Source organism: Vibrio wakamikoensis (genome assembly GCF_050337275.1).
Lineage (GTDB): Bacteria > Pseudomonadota > Gammaproteobacteria > Enterobacterales > Vibrionaceae > Vibrio > Vibrio chaetopteri.
This window is the reverse complement of sequence record NZ_JAKJST010000025.1, coordinates 97,441-114,904: the sequence shown is the minus strand read 5'-3', so window position 1 is coordinate 114,904 and position 17,464 is coordinate 97,441. Positions and strand designations below refer to the sequence as shown.

The following is a 17,464-nucleotide window of genomic DNA, read 5'->3' as shown; positions in this document are numbered from 1 at the left end:
ACATGTTTGTTGTGTGCTCAACCTTTTCAAGAGTGCTTTTGACGCATTCAGTACCAAATGTAAGTTTTCAGCGCAATATTTACACTTCGCACAATAAATAGCCAAAAGTGATTCAGTTAAAACAATCATAGCTTACCGAAAATACAATATTTACATCTACCCACCTGCCGATTAACCAATATTAAACACCCTGTTATCACCGATAGATAATGTTTGTTCTAGATCAGCAATATGGCGTATTAGTGTCGTGCCACAGGCTATTAAAAGGTAGAGTCATTGACACATTTAGAAATAAATAGACATGTATTTTAACAGTATCAGGGGAGATTTATGTTAGAACTGATGATCGGCTTAGTGGTGACCATCACCGTTGGCTACTTTATCGTTAAAGGCTACAAGCCAGCAGGTGTGTTGCTTACCGCCGGTATTTTATTACTGCTTTTGACCGGTGTATTAGGTCACACTGTGTTGCCAGCGAAACTGACATCAACAGGCAACATGGTGACGGATTCGCTAGAGTATGTGAAATACATGCTTCAGTATCGTGGCGGCGGCCTAGGTATGCAGATCATGCTGCTGTGTGGTTTTGCCTCTTACATGACGCATATCGGCGCTAACAACGTGGTGGTAAAACAGTTCTCTAGGCCACTGTCTTTCATTACCTCTCCATATGTTTTGTTGGTTGCGGCGTACATCGTAGCCTGTCTGATGTCACTGGCCGTTAGCTCGGCTACTGGGCTTGGTGTGCTATTGATGGCTACTTTGTTCCCAATGATGACGGCAATGGGTATTTCTCGCCCAGCAGCAGTGGCTGTCTGTGCTTCACCTGCAGCAATTATTCTTTCTCCAACATCTGGAGACGTTGTGATTGCAGCAGAAAAGTCTGGTTTGGCTTTGGATGTGTTCGCGGTGCAAACGGTGTTACCCGTTTCTATCTGCGCGATAATTGTTATGGCAGCAGCGGCATTTTTCTGGAATAAGTACTTGGACAAAAAAGAAAATACGCCAATGGAGCGTGTTGACGTTTCAGAAATCAAGGTAGACGCTCCGGCGTTCTACTGCATTCTACCGTTCTTACCAATCATTGGTGTTTTCCTCTTCAATGGCCGTACAATTCCGGGGCTGTCATTGGATATCTATACCATTGTTGTTGGGTCGATCTTCCTAGGTGCTGTGATTGACTTTATGGTTAAGCGTTTCAACGGTAAGAAGACCTTAGAAGACCTAGAGTCTTGCTATCAAGGCATGGCCGACGCGTTTAAAGGTGTGGTAATGCTATTGGTTGCCGCAGGCGTGTTCGCACAAGGTTTGATGTCAATTGGCGCAATTGATAATTTGCTTCACTTGGCCGACAAAGCGGGTGCTGGCGGTATCGCTCTAATGCTTATCCTAACCGGATTAACGGTCGCAGCCGCAATCGCAACAGGCTCTGGTAACGCACCGTTCTATGCCTTCGTTGAGCTTGCGCCATCTTTGGCCGCTAAGATGGGACTAAACCCAGCATTCCTTATCATTCCAATGCTGCAAGCATCGAACTTAGGTCGCACCATTTCACCAGTATCTGGCGTTATTGTTGCAACATCGGGTATGGCGCAGATTTCTCCGTTTGAAGTTGTCAAACGTACGTCTGTTCCAGTCATCGCTGGCCTTGTCACTGTCATCATTGGTACACTGGTTCTTGTACCAATGAGCGCTTAATTAAAACATAGCGTCGTCAAAACACAGCTTCATCAAAACAAGGGGAGCTAACTAAGCTCCCCTTGTTTAAAACGCCTCACCAACCGATAAGTGCAACGTACTTTCTTCTGGCCCGCGCGCTATATCGAGTCGAATGTTCATCTTCTTCTGCTCTACTGGTTGCCACCTAAGGCCTATACCTTTCGTGACAACCGTACTTTGACGTAAGATATCTTGTTCCGCTTCTGCCGTTTTCCCAAGTCCCACAAAGCCAACCGCGCCAAAACGTGGCATAAATGTCCAACGCCCCTCAAACTGCGCCTGAACAATGTTGTCATTTCGATAGCGACCATGGTTAAAGCCACGCATTTGTAGCGTCGGTTTTTCATAGAAAGGCACATCACCTCCGCTGGTCATTGCGGTCAGTTTTGAGGCAAACACTAGGTCATTTCTGACGCTCCAGTAGTTACTCGTCGACAGCTTACCAATGTTGTAATCACCATCACCTCCCCAGTTTTGGCCATAATCCATATAGCTAAACTGAGTGTACCAACCTTCTGTCGGATAGTAGTTGTCATCACGCGTGTCGTAGTGAACAACCGCGCCAAGTCCAGCCGACTTCACTTGCTCGGTTCCCGGCCAAAAATCGTTAAGTTCTCGGAACGAAATGTCGGTTTGCATGTAGTTATATTGAGGGCCAATGTACCAATGCGACCCAGCAACTTGGAACAAGGCTCTGAGCATGACACCACTCATTGTCATGTCATACTTAAGCGGATCATCCGCAAAAATAGGATCGTTTCCGTCTCCGTAATACTTAAGCTTTAGATCGCCATGAAAGATGCCACCGGTATAGCGCACTGAATCATCTTTTAACGCGCCATCATGGAACGCACCAATCAACCAGCTCTCTGTCGACGTGTACATGCCGACGATACCCGACGTATCGTTGTGCGCCTTAGAGTCTGGCTCTTTGGCATGCATATACAGCCCTACCAGTTGAACACCTGTTCCTAGGGTGGGATTTGACATTGGAATCGGCAACGCAATGAAACCCTGCTTTTCTTCATTACTTTTACTGGTGCTATCCACTTTAGACTTCTTGTCATCAACGTGGTCTTTATACTCGGCCGACCAGGCGGGAAAAGTACTCAGCGCCAACGTTAATGCCAACACAAGAGACTTACTAGGAGTAGCTTTAAAACTGAACTCACGGTGAACCATTTACAACATCCCTGTATCGATAGAACCTCTAGTATACATACAAGTTATCCCTAAGATCTAAGCCATGTCTTGGGGAGGTTAGCAAATAATCGATAAAACTCTGGCAAAAAATTCATATACATACATCCTCATGTTTATCTTTCCCGTACTAAGCTTTTGGTGACAAAGTCAGACAGAAGGGACAACAATGAAAACGACACTTAAAGGACTAACACTGTGCGCGGCTATCCTAGCTCCAACAGCGATCGCTGGTGAGCACGTCATTTATGAACTAAATGGCCAGTCGTATGAAGGCTACTGGGCAAAAGTAAACAACACCGCGCCGTTAGTACTCCTAGTACATGATTGGGATGGCTTAACCGAATACGAAGAAAAGCGCGCGGAAATGCTCAATGAAATGGGCTACAACGTCTTTGCTGTTGACCTCTTTGGGCAAGATGTAAGGCCGACAAAGGTCGAAGATAAACGTCAGCATACCGGTGAACTGTATAAAGATCGCGCCAAGTTACAAGCATTGATGAATGCTGGGCTAGCAGAAGCTGGCAAGCTCGGCGGCAATCTCGATAACACTGTGGTGATGGGCTACTGCTTTGGAGGTGCAGCTACGTTAGAGTCAGCGAGAGCCGGCATGCCTGTTCGCGGCTTTGTGACCTTTCATGGAGGACTAAAAACACCAGAAGGCCAAAGCTACGCCCAAACAAAAGCGCCAATTATGGTGCTCCATGGCACCGCTGATTCAGCCATTCCTATGTCTGAGTTCGCTGGACTTGCGGTTGAGCTTGAAGAAAATGGCGTAAACCACGAAATGATAACCTACAGCGGAGCACCTCACGCATTCACTGTGTTTGGCTCTGACCGTTATCGAGAAGATGCGGATAAGAAATCATGGACTGCCTTCTCTACTTTCTTGAAAGAGACCACAGGAAGCTAAGCAAACCGCTAGATGCAGGGTATAAATGTAACAGCTTGACTAGGCAATAAAAAAACCCAGGTATTAAGACCTGGGTTTTTAGCTTTCGTTTTACAGCTTACGGTTTTCGATTAGCTTGGATTCTTTGCCTTGAACAAAATTGCGTACATCACTGGGATAAACACCAAGGTCAATACGGTTGCAAAACCAAGACCAAACATAACCGTGATAGACATGTTCACGAAGAACACATCACCAAGCAGCGGGATCATGCCCAAGATTGTCGTACATGCTGCCAGCATTACTGGTCGCATACGAGAGATCGAGGAGTCAATGATCGCATCGTAAATCGGTTTCTCTTCCGCTTGCATGTCGATCTCTTCGAGGAGAACGATAGCATTCTTGATGAGTAGACCTATCAAACTTAATGCACCTAGAAGTGCCATAAAGTCAAACGCACCATCAAGTAACAATAGACCTGCGGTAATACCAATGATAGCCAAAGGTACGGTGATCCAGATGATTAGCGGCTGACGCACTTTACCAAATAGAAGTACCACCACGATGATCATCATGATAAACGATACCGGAATCGCGCTAAACAGTGCACCTTGCGCTTCCGCTGAATCTTCGTACTCACCACCCCAGTCCATCGTGTAGCCAGGTGGAAGTTCGATAGCTTCAATTTGTGGCTTCAAACGCTCGAATAGTGGTGCTGCAAGTTCACCAGTTGGGTTCGCAGAGGCAATAATAGTCGTTAGACGGTCTCGTCCACGAATCATCGCATCTTCCCAAACGGTTTCAAAACCAACAACAACCTGCGCAATCGGCACTGTGCGCTGCAGCACAGGGCTATACACTTGTGCATCCATCAACTGAGACACATCTTGGCGCTCGCTAGCATCAGCACGGAAGTAAATTGGCAACAGGCGCACACCGTCACGGTAAATACCTACTTGGGTACCTTCACTTGCTGCTCGAAGTGACGCTGTAAGCTCCGTTCTCGTCACGCCTAATTGACGCGCAACTTGCTCGTTGAAGATAGGTTTGATCAGCTTAACTGGTTGGCGCCAGTCGTTACGAACTTCTTTGGTACCCGGATCGGCATGCATGATCGCTTCAGCTTGAGATGACAGATCGCGCAAGACTTCTGGATCTGGACCTGCAAAGCGCGCTTCAATCTTGGAGTCACGTCCTGGACCGATACGTAAGCCTTTGATCTTAGGTTCAATGCTTTCGATATTCTCCGTCATGAACTGATCGATCTTAGCTTGCAGTGGTGCAATCACGTCTCGATTTTCAGTACGAATAATAATCTGGCCATACGCCTTGGTCGAATCTTGCGGTGTGTATACCAAAGAGAAACGAGAAGCACCGCCACCGATAAAGCTTGCCGTCCACTCTACGCCCTCTTGGCCACGAATAAACTCAGCTACCTTCAGTGTATCATCACGAGTTTGACGAATATCCGTGCCTTCTACTTCCCAAATATCCACAAAGAACATTGGTGTGTTCGCGTTCGGGAAGAAGGCGTTCTTAACAAAGCCAAAGCCCCAAACAGCCGACACAAACATCGCTAGAATGACACCAATAGTCAATACACGCTGTTTAAGTGCGAACTGAAGAATACCTTTATAAATAACAAAGCCAGCCCCCGCATAAGGGTCTTTCTCTTCTTCCTCTTCTTTCTTGTCTTCTTTCTTAAGAAGCATCGCACACAACAGCGGTGTTGTTGACACTGCTGTCACCCAGCTCAAAGAGAGTGAAATCAAGATAACGTAGAAAAGAGAGCGCGTGAATTCACCCGTGTTACTTTGCGACATACCAATCGCGGCAAACGCAAGGATACCTACGGCGGTACCACCAAGAAGTGCCAAGCCGTTAGCGCCAACAACTTCACCCGCTGCTTTCATAGCAGGCATACCGCGCTTGATCCGTATCATCATCCCTTCGGCGACAACGATGGCGTTATCCACCAACATACCAAGGGCGATGATCAGGGCACCAAGAGAGATACGTTGTAGCTCGATACCATAAAGGTGCATGAGTGCTAGCGTACCAGCAACAGTAATCATTAGAACCGCACCGATGATAAGACCTACGCGCAGTCCCATAAACGCAAGTAAAACAACAACTACAATGATCAACGCTTCGACTGTGTTGGTAACAAAGCCTGCAACCGACTGATCAACTTCGTTTGGTTGGTTGTAGATGATATCTAGGTTCATCCCTAGTGGGATCTGGTTCTCAAGGCTGGCTAGCTTATCTTCAATAAGGCCGCCTACTTCAACCACATTACGCCCACTTAGCATCGAAATACCAACCGTTAGCGACGGTTTACCATTGAAATAAATGAGCTTGCTTGGCTCGTCGCTGTATTCACGAGTAACCCTTGCAACATCACCCAGACGGATAAGCTTCTTATCAGTACTAGAGATAAGTAGGTCTTCGATTTCACTTACGTGCTTAAAGGAGCCAGTCGGTTCAATACGAATGTACTCAGGACCAACTCGGAACCGGCCAGAGTCAGACACCAAGTTTTGCGACTGAAGCAAATTCTCAATCGTTGCCATGTCGATGCCAAGCTCCGCCATTTTCGAGCGAGACATTTGCACGTAGACCACTTCTTTTTGGTCGCCATCAATCGACACCTTACGCACACCAGGCACCAAGACCAGTTGCTTCTTCAGATTGTCAGCAACATCTTTAAGTTCACGGTATGTGTAACCTTCACCATTAAGTGCTAGGAAACCACCATAAACATCGGCAAAGTCGTCGACAATTTGTGGTTCACCGGCACCTGGAGGCAGCTTATGCTTGTTATCCGCAATTTTACGACGTAGTTCATCGTAAATACCCGGCATTTCGGCAGAACTGTACTCATCTTTAAACTCAATCGTGATGTCGGACAGACCTTCACGTGTAACTGAGCGTTTGATGCGTTTTACTTGCCCTAAGAGGCGAACCGCATCTTCAATGTGATATGTGACTTCGTCGTACACCTCTCGTGGTGACGCACCTGGGTAGGCTGTAATGATTTTCGCTTCTTTGATTGTGAATGCTGGATCTTCGAGTTTACCCATTTCAAAGTAAGCTAATACACCGCCAATCGTCATCAGCAGCACTAGCAGCCAGCTGTTGACTTTATTCTTTACTGAATACTCACCTAAATTCATATAACTTCTCTTCTTGCTGAGTCACAGTGGGTTATTGCGCTTGATCGATCTCTGGCATCAGGCTCACTTCCATACCTTCAATCAGGAATGGAACACCAACAGTCACAATGCGCTCACCCATTTCAAGACCTGAAAGAATGGTAATGCGATCGCCTGACATATTTGAAACTTCAACAGATTTAGGCTCTACCGTATTGTCACCTGTAACAACCCAAACTGTCGCATTGTGTGCGTTGTCGCTCACAACAGCCGTCGCAGGAACTTGAATAGAACCAGACGTTTCTTGCAGCTTAGAGAAGTCTGCCGTCACATAACCCGTCATCCCAGGAAGGATGTTTTGATCGGTTGGTGCTTCCATCGACACCGTCACTTCGAACGTTTGAGTATCCGAATCTGCTTTAGAAGATACTTCTGTCACCGTTACTGGATACGGCTTTTCACGCGCGGTATCAAAGTAAGCGAAAACAGGAATTTCTACCGGTTCTTCTGCTTGTTCATCACGGATCTGACGAACCAGTTTCTCAGGTACGTTGAATTTAAGTTCAAGCGTGTTGAGGTTTTGGAAAGTAAACACAACCTGTTTAGCTTCAACGTTCTCAAAGTTTTGAATATCACGCTGTGCGACAAAGCCATCAAAAGGGGCAAGAAGTTTGGTGTAGCCTAGCTCTGTATTCGCTTTATCATATGCCGCTTTAGCTCGTGTTAAATTTGCACGTAGCTGCTCGAAATCTTTCTGAGAGATAAAATTATCTTTAATCAGTTCTTGAGCACGTTTGAAATCAGCTTGAGTACGTTGCAACGTTGCGCGAGTATCACGAACCGCCAGTTTAAAGCTCGTATCATCGAGCGTTGCTAGTACCGTTCCTTTCTTAACGTTGTCGCCTTCTTTAACAGGAATACTGTTTACTTTGCCAGAAACGCGGAACGCCATATCTGCACGATCCGATGCAAGAACTCTTGCAGGGAATTCGCGAATCATGCTTTGGTTTTCTAGCCCAATAACAACCGTCTTCACAGGCCTTACTACCGGTGCTTCCACTGTCTGTTCTGGCTCTGGACTACATCCTGTCAACGCAACACCAATTGCTGCTGCCAGAGTAAGAGCACGTAAATGAGTTTTCATAACAACCACCCAATAAAAATTTATAAAAACCAACACACTATTTGGTTAACGAGATCAAATGAACGCTATTTCACAAGTTACATTAAGCGTAGCAAAAAGCAACAAACCTTACACAAAACTATAACGCACAAATGAATGTTCTATGCCAGCTAGAACTTATGGAATAAAAAAACTCTTGTTAAGACCGCCAATTAGAGACAAGTTCATTATTTTTTTCGTTTTTTTATCTTAAATTGAAACAGCAAATAAGTATCCCATAATGATACGTATAATCAATACGAATGATACATATTATGAACATTGTAGTTATAAGGTGGTTAGCCGCTCTAGGTGCTCTTATCACATTGACAACATACCTATTTTTTAGTTTTTCGGCACCAGAAAAGCCGGCAAATAGCACCCGTTCAGAAACCACTATCAATCTCAAAGATATAAGCGCTCAACTCATTCAGCCGATACCAGAACCAACACTGAGTAGCCGCGAACTGAACATTGCGAAACTGGGGATGCAGATCTTTTTAGACCCTAACTTATCCTCAAATAATCGCGTTAGTTGTGAGTCTTGCCATCATATATTCGATAATGGCGCAGAAAATAGACAGGTCTCTTTAGGGGTACAAGGCCTTGGCGCTAGGAACTCTCCTACAGTCTTCAACGTTTCCCACAATTCGCGTTTTTTTTGGGACGGGAGAGCTTCTAGCCTGGAAACACAAATGGATGGTCCGGTTCACAATCCGTTAGAAATGAACACCAACTGGCAAAAAATCACACGCTATGTCGCCTCTGTTCCAACCTATAAACAGCAATTCAATGCCCAATTGAACGGCACCATTAATGAATCCACCATCAAAGAGTCCTTGATAAGTTTCATGACGGCGTTAGATACACCAGACTCACCCTTTGATTTGTTTTTGAAAGGCAATGAAACGGCTATCTCCCAAGCGGCCATAAATGGCTGGCAGCAATTTAAAATACTAGGCTGCATAGCTTGTCATCAGGGGACAAATATTGGGGGCAACCTATTTCAGAAGTTTGGTAACTTGAACGCTACCGATAAGAAAGAGTCAGACCTTGGTCGTTACAACGTCACAGGATTAGAGTCTGATATGGGAGTTTTCCGCGTTCCCAGTCTACGAAACGTGGCGAATACCGCCCCCTACTTTCACGATGGACGTGCAGAGACCTTGGAAGCTGCCATTGTTACTATGGCCTACGTTCAGCTAGGCCGAGAGCTTGAGCCTGCCACTATCTTAGAGCTAAAAGCGTTTCTCAATGCCCTCTCTGCACCACCACCTCCCGTACTCAAGGAGCTAATACCATGACTCGGCGGATACTTACCAAAAAGCGTGTTGAAACACTTTATCAAATGGCTATCGTGCTATCAGCGCTATGGCTAGTAATCAGTGTCTCTTACAGCCGAGTTAGTGATACCTATCAGCAAGCTTACCTTGCTCTATCTCATCAAATCACTCAGTCCCTTGAGGACATCTACACCTTTGACTACAACAATGAACAGTCCTATGACAATTTCTCTAATGAGTTAGTCACCATAGAACTCGAAGCTGGGAACCTCTATGACAACCTGCTGCAGAACCAACAAAGCTACCTCTCTCTTATCAGCCCGATACCCGAGCAAGGCGTACAGTTTGGACGTCATATCAAAAACCAAGTACTCGGTTTCACCCAAAGATTGGAACGCTTGCTCAGCGCTAAAGTATCCTTTGAATACTCCACCAGTACCCTAGAGGAGCTTCAGCGAGGACTGCTATCAGCATCAACTTCCGATACCGACAAACTCAAACTCTATCAATACTTCGACAATCAAATAGCACGTCAAGCGCTGACTAGTGATGCTCAAACCAACAGCACTATCCTCGCAATCGACAGCTACATTCGGCTTAACAGCCGAGTTAAAAATGAAATAGACCAAGAGAAGCAAGCACTTCTTGGCAGTGAAATTCACACCTTACTCAATGACGTCAACACCTATTGGATGACGAGAACATCCAACCTTCAAGGACACGTCGTTTTTTCCGGCGTCATGCTGTTTGTGTTTCTTGGTGGATATATCTACTGGCGTCAATGGATACAGCAATATCGCGAAGCCAAACTCAATCGTGAGCTTTTCACTAAAGAAAAAGAACGTTCTCATTTAGCCTTAGTGGTCGAGCATGCAAGCGATGCCATTATCATCACAGATAAACACGGCTTTGTTACTTGGGCAAATACGGCATTCGAGCGACTCTCAGGCTACCAAGTGAAAGAAGTCATCGGACTTAAGCCAGGTAGTTTTTTACAAGGGAAAGAAACGTCACAACAGGAAGTTGCGAACATTGCAGCACATCTGAGAAAAGGTGAGCCTGTTCAGTCTGAGCTGATTAACTATCACAAAGATGGAGCACCATATTGGATAGACATCGCGATAACACCCATCAGGAACTATCAACAAGAAGTCGAGCAGTTCATTGCCGTAGAGCGCGACAGCAGTGTTCGAAAAAACCTAGAGCGAGATTTAAGACTTGCGGTTGATAATGCAGATGCTTCTAACAAAGCAAAGTCCACTTTCCTTGCCACCATGAGCCATGAGCTACGCACGCCGCTCAACGGCATTCTTGGAATGGCACAGATTCTCGAGTCTTCAGTCACCGAAACTCAGCATAAAGAGCAGCTCAACATTTTGCTTGAGTCTGGCAATCACTTACTTTCGTTGCTTAACGATATTCTCGATATCTCAAAAATTGAAGAAGGCAAACTTGAACTTGAGGCCATTGATTTTGCTATCAGCGATCTCTGTTCGCCCATCGTCACGACCTACTCTTCTATCTGTGCAGAAAAAGGCGTCGAGTTTGTTCTCGACAACCAGCTCGAAAGCGGTAAATCCTATCGGGGGGATAAATCCCGCATTCGCCAAGTTATTTTCAATCTACTCGGCAATGCTGTGAAATTTACCCGTGATGGCAAAGTTACCCTCACGCTCAGCAGCACCAAAACAGAAAACGGTAAGGACGAAACCCTAACTATCTCTGTAAAAGATACTGGCGTCGGCATTCCTTCAGAAAGGCGAAGCACTATCTTCGATCCCTTTACTCAAGCCGAAGCTTCGACAACGCGTAAATTTGGCGGCACAGGGCTTGGACTGGCCATCGTTAAAAAACTGGCCAACATCATGAATGGTGACGCAAGCGTAACAAGCGAACCCGGCGTTGGAAGCGAGTTTGTTGTTACCATGCAGCTTAGTCCGGCAGAAGCTGTCAAAAAACAACAGAAAGCGCATGTTTCGCTTGATGATCAAGCCCTCGCTCAGTCACTCAATATCTTGCTTGTAGAAGACAACAAGGTAAATGCGCTCGTTGCAAAAACCTTCTGTATTAAGCAGGGACACAAAGTAGAAGTTGCGGTGAACGGTCAAGAGGCAGTAGAAAAAGTAAAACAAGGTCACTACGATTTAATCATTATGGATAACCACATGCCTGTTATGGATGGTATCGAAGCGACGCGAATAATACGCGAAGAACTGCATTCAAAAACGGTCATATTCGGTTGTACCGCCGATGTCTTTAAAGAAGCTCATGACAATTTCATCGCCGCTGGCGCTAATCATATCCTGACCAAACCACTTCAAAAAGAAAGCTTTATTGACGCATTACAACAGTATCGCCATCTGCTGGTAATGCCACCCAAACACGAATCCAATAACAAGGTCGTCGAGTTGATCCGACACGACTTGTCTCAGATGTCGATATCAAACACGACCGAAGCAGAGCTTAAAGTGAGTCCTAACAACGGAAAGTCACTGCTGTCTGAAGATAGAACAAAACAGTTTAAACAAACCAGTGAAGATGCGCTCACCACACTAATCACTAGCTACTCAAGCAAAGACAAAGCAACGCTTTCAAGTACTATGAAACTATTAGATACCGAATGCAGTGCAGTTGGTCTATCTCGCGTAACAGAAAAAATGCGATCACTTCAAACCACACTCGATAGCGAAATTTGGCCTGCGCTAGAGGAGATGCAGTCACTAGTAAATCTACTTGAGGTCAATATCCATGAAGCAGTTCGAATTCTGGATAAATATCGCGATACGCGAAATCAGTCAGTGTTAAAGTCGTCTAAACTCTCTAGGTAAACGTATCAGTAGCATGACGTAGCAAGGACTAACTCATTTCAATGATTAAAGCGGTAGTATTTGATTTAGACAACACACTGGTGACATCAAACATCAACTTTCAGCAGCTAAAACTAGAACTTGCTTGCCCTGCTGATAAGGATTTATTGACCCATGTCGATGAAACCTTTTGTGATAACGAACGGCAGCAACGTATTGAGACCATACTCACGCATGAACTCGACGATGCCGAAGCCAGTGATTTAATGGCAGGTGCACGTTCGCTGACAGATTGGTTATCAAACGAAGGCTTAAGATTTGGCATCATCACCAGAAATTGTCGTGAGGCCGCGACAAAGAAGTTAAGCGCTCATGCACTAACAATAGAAGAGCTTATCACTAGAGAAGACTTCCCCGCCAAACCTGATCCCAGTGCTCTGCTACACCTTGTGGACAAATGGCAGCTAGAGCAACACAACGTTCTTTATGTGGGCGACCATCAATACGACATTCTCACAGCGCAAAACGCTGGCTGTTTAAGCTGCTTTATTTCCAACTCAAGCCACGAGCCAGACACCTTCGGTGCAGATCTGCATTATTCATCACTGGATGGGCTTCTTGCCTATTTGCAAAAAAACTATTTACGAAAAAGCTATTTGCACAAAAGCCATTTGTAGAAAAGCTGTCTTTAGAAAGCGATTCACAGAAAGAGTAACCTTTAACCTTGCCCTTGAGAGGCTTTATTTAAGTAAAGCGCTTTGTCAGCCAGGTCGAGCAGCTCATCGTGATCAACATTATCGAGCGGAGTGCAACAAACAATGCCAACGCAATAACTCAAGGCGTAAACTGCTTGATGATTGCGATTGAACGACGCGACATTGTCATTAAACCGTGTCATTGGGAACTTGGAGTCGTTTCCTGTGGTTCCGGACATCAAGACAACAAACTCATCTCCCCCTACTCTGGCTATCACGTCAGAGTCTCTAAAACTCGATTTTAACAATTTGGCAAATTGGCGTAGTGCCTCGTCGCCAACAGAATGCCCGAATGTATCGTTGATGGCTTTGAAGTTATTGAGATCAAACAGGGCTACTGTGTATGGCTCCGTAGAAAAGCGACATTTTTGAATCACTTTGTCGGCAAGCAATCGATAACCACGTCGATTGGAGATTTGAGTTAACTCATCAAGGGTAGAGTTTAAGTTCGCCACCAGCTCAGATTCGGCTAACTTCGCGAGATCTATCAGGTCATGAACTTGCTGATCGGTAAACAGTCTCGGTTTACTGTCTATAACACACAAGGTACCGACCTTGACACCGCCCTCTATTTTGATAGGCACGCCAGCATAAAAACGGATGTTGGGGTCACCCGTCACCAATGGATTATCGCGAAAACGTTCATCAATAGACGCATCGTGAATAATGAATGGCTCGTCACCTAAAATAGCATGGCCACAAAATGATTCTCCACGACCCGTTTGATTCGCAGCGAGTCCTACATTGGATTTGAACCACTGTGTGTCTCTGTCAACGATGGTTAACAAAGCAATATCTACATCAAACATCCGTTTTGCTAATCGCGTAACCCGATCAAAACGCTCCTCTGGCACACTGTCGATATTAAGCTGCCTAACAACTTTCAAACGGTAATCATCATCGATGGGTATAGGAGCTGGCTGCATGTGTGAGAGTTCCTTAGCATAGACGTACTAGACAAATTTGGACTGCGTACTGACACCTTTCATCACTCTCGATGCGCTTTTGAGTTTAAATTTAAAGTGTCCGCTTCTAAAATTAGTCAAGATCACGTGGGCATGCCACAAAAGCATCACATTCTTAACGTAAATTGAAATGAAAATTCGGCAGAGCTTATTGAGAAGAGTGTTAGTAGGTTGCATATTGCAAATATATTGCGGTTTGCATTTGCAATATAAGAACGCATCGAACCTTTTATGTGTAATGACGCACAAAAAGTCGGTAAATAGCTTTCGGCAAAGTTGGCACACATCATGCTACATATATTATGACTTCAGCAATGAAGTCACCTAGCCAACTGACGTTGTTAGTGAACCGATTTGTTCACACTGTTTTCGGCCGATTGATTTATCAATCGGCCTTTTCTTTATCTCAAAATCTAAGCCAATGCTTGCCTAGACAATGTGATTAGCCTTCTTGGCTAGACTCCACCTGTTGAGCCTTCTCCATTTCAGCCAACTTTTGCTCTAACTCGCGGATACGAATTTCAGCCTCTAGCTCGTCAGCGCGCTTCTCCGCATCACTGCGATTGTCTTGCTTTATCCCATCAGCTAGCGTTTCTGTACGCCCTGTTTCACGGGAATCATCCAAGTCTTTCATAGAGCCAGCAACGCCACCAGCAACACCACCAGCAACCGCGCCTTTTACAGCCAGCTCAGGTTCACCTGTCAGTACGCCCATTGTGGCACCAAGTAAAGCACCTCCCGCTGCGCCTCTATTACGTGCTGCGTTCTCATTGTCCTTATCGAAAGCAGGTGAAGCGCAACCAGCAAGAAGAGCTAGGGTTGCAGCAGCAAAAAGTGATTTAACAGAGTTTTGAGATAGTGTCATAACGGGTTTCTCGCAGTGGTTGTGTCTACGAGAGAAAGAATACTGTTTCAATGTGCTTCAGGGAATTCACTTGCCGTTATTAGCCTGATAAGCAGGAGTTATCAGTTCGGCTAAAAATGTTCGTCTCAAACCGCAATTAAAAAAAGCCGGGTATTACTTTGAATTTTGTATCCTTAAGTAATTCCCGGCTTGTCGTTCTTGAACAATCGTTACTTAGTGAACGTTTTCAGTAGCATTTCTGTCGGCTTAACGATAGCGACGATCGTTTCATCAATGATAATCGCAGACTCGTTAATCATTGCTTGATACGCCTGTGCATCCGCTTTGCTCACGCTATCACCAGATTTCGCCTTTGATACCAAGGTTAAGCCTATTTCAGCAACCTGCTTGGTAGCTTTGGTCAGTGCCACTGTATCGACAGACGCCACGTTGGCGGCAAATACAGGCTCTGCAGCCGCTGCAGCGTTCAAAACAGTTTGGTAGTGCTGTTCTAACGCTGTTAATGCTTGCTTATCCCCTTTCTCGAACTGCTCCACCAAATCATTCATTTCATAAACGGCGTAGCTCTCAACCGGAAGGGCATCAGCAAAACGATTCAAACGCTCATGCTGATTGTAAAGGTCGCCATGGTTTTCCGTTTGAATCCATTTTTCCCAGTTACGAGCATAGTACTGCGCAGGCTCAGTATATCGCGCTAAAGCTAGTAGCGGCGTGATATCTGCGCCATTTGCTAAGCGTTGCATCATCACTCTAGAGTCCGCATGATGGCGCATCCCTAAAGAAATCTCAGACCAATTATCGATAGCACGCATACGTTTATACATGCTTGCTTCATCGGTTAGCTCTTCAGAAGACCAGAAACGCTCAGCAATTGCATAGCTGCGTGGCCAAATGCGATTTTCCATGGTTTGAGTATTGATGTTTTCCGCCCAAACAGTAATTTCACCACCGAGAATCAGCGACTGCTCCTGTTCTGTAAGTTCCGCAGGATAACCACCAGTTGGTTCAGGCATCACCGAGCCCGGCTTAGCTGAAGAGGCAACAATTTCACCCGTGGTCGGCCAACGCACGTTACCAATAAGCTGATAACTGCCCTCTGCCAACTTGTCGCCAGCAAGCTTCAAGTTGAACTCGGTGTAAGACATGAAGTTATCAAAGTGACCCTTGAAGCTTTCACCTGGGGTGTACTCAAGGATTTCAACTTCAGTACGAGATTTGCCGTTGTAATCAGTGAAGGCTCGAACGCTGCCGTCTTTAGCTTGGATGATCGTTAGCAAGCCTTTGCGAGGGCCACCTTTGGTACGTGGCTTCTCCCACTGGTAACTGACAAATCGCTCGCCTTCATGCAGTTGATCGTCAACAGTAATACCGTGAGGCATAGGGTCATTGCGGTAGTGGTAGCTAGTCGGTTGAGGTTGGTCTAGGTAGTAACCCGTCGAAAGCAGTCCCTGATATCCCTCTTGCGCTGCTCGGCCAATACTATCGTGGCCGCGCCAGCTTTGAATAACGATAGATTTAGGCAGGTCTTTGTGCCATATCTCATCCCAACCAGACATCTTCTTGCCACGCTCTTCGAGCATTTTCTCTACTTTCGCATTCAAGTAGGACTGAAGGCCGCGCTCGCCATCTAAGTTGTTTTCCTTAATAAACGCCTGAATTTCTGGATTATTTTGCCACTGTTTGTAGTTCGGCTCATCACCACCAATGTGGAAGTAGTCATCAGGGAATAACTCAACCACTTCATCAAACACGCTGCTCAGCATGGTATAGAGCTCTGGATTCGTCGGATCCATAAGCGGTTCAAATACACCCCATTCGCGCTGCTGTGGATAGCTTTGTTCGCCTAAACCAGACATCAGCTCTGGATAAGCATGTGCAACCGCTGATGCGTGACCAGGTAGCGAGATTTCCGGCACTACACGGATACCCAACTCACGAGCATAATCAACAACATAGCGAATCTGATCTTTGGTGTAGTAGTCACCATCTGTGGTTTTCTCCCACAGCTTAGTGTAGTTATCAAGCTGAATGCGAATGCCTTGGTCGTCCCAAATATGCCAGTGGAACACGTTCATCTTCGCAGACGCCATAGCATCCAACTGACGCAAAATCACTTCCATCTCAATAAAGTGACGTGATGTGTCATAAGAGACCCCACGCCAGCGAAAACGTGGTTCGTCTTCTACATAGATAGCCGGTACTGAGTATCCGATGGCGTCTGTTTTTACTAGCTGAAGGATAGTCTCGATACCACGAATCGCACCATAAGGGCGGTTGGCTTTAAGCACGATCTGACCATTCTGAACATCCAGCGTATAGGACTCATCAGCATTGATATCTTGCACTGCCGATTTTGGTGCTTGGTCGATATCAATCACTAAGGTTGCTTCACTAGCGCTTTCCGCTTGCCAGTTCAGTGTCGGAAGACCCGTTTGACGCTCAATACGATTAACAAAACGTTTTGCGGTCGCTTCCACGCGCTCAGAGTTAAAACCTTTGATGAAAATACTAAAGTCTTTGTCGATGACGACAGCGCCCTGTCTTAGCTCCACAGTTTGTGGATAAGGCATTAGATTCAGATCTGTATTCGGTGCCATAGCCCATGCCGTTGATGTTAGTGTGCCTGCAATTAATAGAGAGACGAGTTTTTTGTTCATGACT

11 protein-coding genes are annotated in these 17,464 nt (G+C 45.6%); 5 read left to right on the top strand and 6 right to left on the bottom strand.

From position 1 onward, the window contains the following. Window positions 1–330: 330 nt before the first annotated feature. Window positions 331–1,698, top strand: coding sequence for an anaerobic C4-dicarboxylate transporter DcuC (dcuC, locus tag L4C42_RS15500; protein WP_353498959.1), 1,368 nt, complete (start codon window positions 331–333; stop codon window positions 1,696–1,698). Window positions 1,699–1,764: 66 nt separating this feature from the next. On the opposite strand, the gene L4C42_RS15495 is transcribed toward dcuC, so the two are convergent. Continuing rightward, window positions 1,765–2,901, bottom strand: a complete 1,137-nt coding sequence (locus L4C42_RS15495; protein WP_353498958.1) for a BamA/TamA family outer membrane protein — start codon at window positions 2,899–2,901, stop codon at window positions 1,765–1,767. Window positions 2,902–3,088: 187 nt separating this feature from the next. On the opposite strand from L4C42_RS15495, the gene L4C42_RS15490 reads away from it, so the two are divergent. Next, a complete protein-coding gene (locus L4C42_RS15490; RefSeq protein WP_353498957.1) occupies window positions 3,089–3,832 on the top strand; it encodes a dienelactone hydrolase family protein in 744 nt (247 codons plus the stop codon). Window positions 3,833–3,942: 110 nt separating this feature from the next. Here L4C42_RS15490 and L4C42_RS15485 read toward each other — a convergent pair whose 3' ends face one another. Together L4C42_RS15485 and L4C42_RS15480 are read right to left on the bottom strand one after the other, a co-directional pair. Continuing rightward, window positions 3,943–6,987 (bottom strand): efflux RND transporter permease subunit, encoded by a 3,045-nt coding sequence (locus L4C42_RS15485; RefSeq protein WP_429761141.1) that lies wholly within the window; start codon window positions 6,985–6,987, stop codon window positions 3,943–3,945. Window positions 6,988–7,018: 31 nt separating this feature from the next. Then, window positions 7,019–8,110 (bottom strand): efflux RND transporter periplasmic adaptor subunit, encoded by a 1,092-nt coding sequence (locus tag L4C42_RS15480; RefSeq protein WP_353498955.1) that lies wholly within the window; start codon window positions 8,108–8,110, stop codon window positions 7,019–7,021. Between the two features lie 281 nt (window positions 8,111–8,391). Between L4C42_RS15480 and L4C42_RS15475 the strand changes: the two genes are divergently transcribed. Genes L4C42_RS15475 through L4C42_RS15465 form a run of 3 tightly spaced genes read left to right on the top strand, consistent with a single transcriptional unit; the run spans window position 8,392 to window position 12,895 of the window. Then, window positions 8,392–9,432 carry a cytochrome-c peroxidase gene (locus tag L4C42_RS15475; protein ID WP_429761138.1) on the top strand — a complete coding sequence of 347 codons (1,041 nt, stop codon included), beginning with the start codon at window positions 8,392–8,394 and terminating at the stop codon, window positions 9,430–9,432. After that, window positions 9,429–12,239: a PAS domain-containing hybrid sensor histidine kinase/response regulator gene (locus L4C42_RS15470; RefSeq protein WP_429761136.1), complete on the top strand. Its 2,811-nt coding sequence runs from the start codon at window positions 9,429–9,431 to the stop codon at window positions 12,237–12,239. The genes L4C42_RS15475 and L4C42_RS15470 overlap by 4 nt, the downstream gene beginning before the upstream one ends. 41 nt (window positions 12,240–12,280) lie before the next feature. Further along, window positions 12,281–12,895: an HAD family hydrolase gene (locus tag L4C42_RS15465; protein ID WP_429761134.1), complete on the top strand. Its 615-nt coding sequence runs from the start codon at window positions 12,281–12,283 to the stop codon at window positions 12,893–12,895. A 41-nt stretch (window positions 12,896–12,936) separates the two neighbouring features. On the opposite strand, the gene L4C42_RS15460 is transcribed toward L4C42_RS15465, so the two are convergent. The 3 genes from L4C42_RS15460 to L4C42_RS15450 form a co-directional block, all read right to left on the bottom strand. After that, window positions 12,937–13,899: a sensor domain-containing diguanylate cyclase gene (locus L4C42_RS15460; protein WP_429761132.1), complete on the bottom strand. Its 963-nt coding sequence runs from the start codon at window positions 13,897–13,899 to the stop codon at window positions 12,937–12,939. A 481-nt stretch (window positions 13,900–14,380) separates the two neighbouring features. After that, window positions 14,381–14,803: a YMGG-like glycine zipper-containing protein gene (locus L4C42_RS15455; RefSeq protein ID WP_353498950.1), complete on the bottom strand. Its 423-nt coding sequence runs from the start codon at window positions 14,801–14,803 to the stop codon at window positions 14,381–14,383. Window positions 14,804–15,012: 209 nt separating this feature from the next. Then, window positions 15,013–17,460, bottom strand: coding sequence for a family 20 glycosylhydrolase (locus L4C42_RS15450; RefSeq protein WP_429761129.1), 2,448 nt, complete (start codon window positions 17,458–17,460; stop codon window positions 15,013–15,015). Window positions 17,461–17,464 lie beyond the last annotated feature (4 nt).